Source organism: Coleofasciculus sp. (assembly GCF_046539235.1).
In the GTDB taxonomy this organism is placed as follows: Bacteria; Cyanobacteriota; Cyanobacteriia; order Cyanobacteriales; family Coleofasciculaceae; genus Coleofasciculus.
In genome coordinates this window covers 1-2,918 of record NZ_JBKHHI010000594.1, presented here as the reverse complement: position 1 = coordinate 2,918, position 2,918 = coordinate 1, and the positions used below count along the sequence as shown (strand labels likewise).

Here is a 2,918-nt window from a genome sequence, read left to right as displayed (position 1 = left end):
TAATTGGTAGATATGAGTAGATGTGCTGAGGGATTAGGATACAGTTGTTAACCCCAATTGTGTGGGAAGTCGTCGGCGTGGATTGATGTGGGATGCGACAAAGCGCCAGATTCGGGTCAGTTTACCCAGTTTCCAGGGACTTGAGCGAGGGCGAGATGAGGGATGGGGACGCAAGGTGATAATCAGGAAAGACTGATTCTATTTTCTCCAATGTGTTCCACTAGACACAACCGTGATTTTGCGGAAGTCTATCTTGAGTTCGCCTAGATTTGTTCAGGATTTAATTAAGTCAAGATTATTTAACTTGCCAGTTAGTCACATTGTTGTCAAGGAGGATTAATGTTCAACGCCGTTTCCAGAAAGGGCTTAAAAATAAGACAGCAAACAAGTTCCGAGATAGTGCCAGGAACAATCGCTCGATATCGGGGCAGTATTGATCGTCTTAAGGAGTTCTTATTGATTCACGAAATTAACCCAGAATATACGGCGCTCAAAAATGCTGATGGCAGTCCACAGAGAGAACATGATATGGTCAAAGCAGAAGTTCTCAAACCGGAAAATGGTTACTGTGATTACTGTCTGTTTTGGGTGGAAAAGAAGCAGTTAACTCCTCTGAACGAAAAGGAGTATAGAGAGATTTTGGCACACCTTATTTAGACGCCTGATTATGAATCCGTTGTCATTTGTCAGAGAACAGACAATTAAAGTTCATCAGCCAGACTATTTTCCTTTAATCCTGTCATAGTTCTCGACAAACCATTGATAGGTCAATTCTAAACCTTTCTTTAACGAAGTTTTGGGCTGCCAACCAGCGGCATTAATTTTCGAGGTATCTAAGAGTTTACGTGGTGTGCCATCGGGTTTAGATGAATCGAATTTCAACTCACCCTCATAGCCAACCACCGCTTTAATTAACAGCGCCAAGTCTTTAATCGAAACCTCTTCTCCTGTCCCCACATTCACGAACTGGATATCGTCATAGTGATTGATCAGGAAAATTAAGGCATCAGCTAAGTCATCCACGTATAAAAACTCCCGCAGCGGCGAACCCGTTCCCCAAATTTCTACAGCCTCAGCATTGTTAATTTTAGCTTCATGGGTTTTTCGCAACAGGGCGGGGAGAACGTGAGAATTGGCTAAATCGAAATTATCATTTGGACCATAGAGATTCGTGGGCATAGCGGAGATGAAATTCACCCCATATTGCCGACAATAATTTTCGCAAAGTTTGAGTCCGGCAATTTTGGCGATCGCATAAGGTTCATTTGTCGGTTCTAGATACCCCGTGAGCAGATGTTCTTCCTGCATCGGCTGGGGACATAATTTGGGATAGATACAGGATGAGCCGAGAAATAACAACTTTTCTACGCCAGACAAATAGGCGCTATGAATAATATTTGACTCAATCATTAAGTTGTCATAGAGAAACTCAGCCCGGTAGGTGTTGTTAGCATTAATTCCCCCCACTTTTGCCGCTGCGATAAACACGTATTCTGGGCGTTCAGCGGCAAATAAATCTTCTACGGCTTGCTGGCGTCTTAAATCCACCTCTTGGCTGGTTTTGAGGATAAGATTAGTATAACCGTCATCGCGTAAACGTCTAACAATGGCGCTACCCACTAAGCCACGATGACCGGCTACATAAATTTTTGAGTCCTTGTTCATGGTCATATTAGATAGTTGAAAACACTGAACAATCTATAATTACAGGGCGGATAATATTGATATAGTATTGGTTACCGTCTTCTCTGAGTAACTCGCGTCCGCCCTTAGGAATGCATACTTTTGACGTGGGATCAATCAACAGGTGCGTGAGCAGCGGAATGTTCGTAAGTATTTTCTTTGTGTTTGTCAAACAGTTGGGGACCTTCACCATTCAATGATGACTCGCCGAAGGTTCGCAAATCAGCTTCTACCATCAGGGCGACTAACTGTTCAAACGATAAAGACGGTTGCCAATTTAGCTTTTGCTTAGCTTTTGTCGGATCACCAATGAGTAATTCCACTTCCGCAGGACGTAGATAACGTGGATCAAACTCTACATAATCTTGCCAATTCTTACCGACACAGTTAAAGGCAATATCCAAAAATTCGCGAATTGAGTGAGTTTCACCTGTGGCGACGACGTAATCGTCGGGTTCGTCTTGTTGCAGCATCAGCCACATGGCTTGAACATAGTCTTTAGCATAGCCCCAGTCTCGCTTGGCGTCTAGATTGCCCAGATAGAGCTTTTTCTGCTGTCCACAGAGAATCCGGGCGATCGCACGAGTAATCTTACGGGTGACAAAGGTTTCTCCCCGACGCGGCGATTCATGGTTAAACAAGATACCATTGCAGGCAAATATCTCGTAAGACTCGCGATAATTCACCGTTTGCCAATGGGCATACACCTTAGCACAAGCATAAGGACTACGGGGATAAAATGGAGTGGTTTCCTTTTGGGGAACTTCCTGGACTTTACCAAACATTTCCGACGAACCCGCCTGATAGAAGCGCACATCAATACCTGTGCGATTTCGATAATCCCGAATCGCTTCCAACAGGCGCAGGGTTCCCATTCCTACCGCATCCACCGTATATTCGGGACAGTCAAAACTGACGCGAACGTGAGATTGAGCGCCCAAATTGTAAATTTCTTTGGGTCTAACCTCTTCGAGAATGCGGCGCAAGGTAACGCCATCGGTCAAGTCGCCGTAGTGCAGAAATAATCGGGCAACTTGATTATGAGGATCAACGTAGATATGGTCGATGCGATCGGTGTTAAAGGTGGAAGTCCGCCGGACAATTCCGTGAACTTCGTAGCCTTTCTCCAATAATAACTCACTTAAGTAGGAACCGTCTTGACCAGTTATACCTGTAATCAGCGCTCGTTTGGGTTGCGTCATCCTTGAATCGTCCTGTGATGCGTATGGGCAACA

At 44.6% G+C, this 2,918-nt stretch carries 3 protein-coding genes; 1 reads left to right on the top strand and 2 read right to left on the bottom strand.

The window, feature by feature from the left end; all coding sequences use genetic code 11:
• The first annotated feature begins 399 nt into the window (after window positions 1-399).
• Complete coding sequence (locus ACLFWI_RS29015; RefSeq protein WP_446415814.1) at window positions 400-657, top strand: hypothetical protein; 258 nt, start codon at window positions 400-402, stop codon at window positions 655-657.
• A gap of 63 nt (window positions 658-720) precedes the next feature.
• On the opposite strand, the gene fcl is transcribed toward ACLFWI_RS29015, so the two are convergent.
• Window positions 721-1,665 carry a GDP-L-fucose synthase gene (gene fcl, locus ACLFWI_RS29010; RefSeq protein WP_446415813.1) on the bottom strand — a complete coding sequence of 315 codons (945 nt, stop codon included), beginning with the start codon at window positions 1,663-1,665 and terminating at the stop codon, window positions 721-723.
• Between the two features lie 131 nt (window positions 1,666-1,796).
• The gene (gmd, locus tag ACLFWI_RS29005) at window positions 1,797-2,885 is read right to left on the bottom strand and encodes a GDP-mannose 4,6-dehydratase (protein ID WP_446415812.1); all 1,089 of its coding nucleotides are present in this window, start codon (window positions 2,883-2,885) and stop codon (window positions 1,797-1,799) included.
• Window positions 2,886-2,918 lie beyond the last annotated feature (33 nt).

What these genes read in the sequence shown, in the direction of transcription:
- fcl (WP_446415813.1), bottom strand. Translation starts at nt 1,665, where the DNA reads ATGAACAAGGACTCAAAAATTTATGTAGCCGGTCATCGTGGCTTAGTG.
- gmd (WP_446415812.1), bottom strand. Translation starts at nt 2,885, where the DNA reads ATGACGCAACCCAAACGAGCGCTGATTACAGGTATAACTGGTCAAGAC.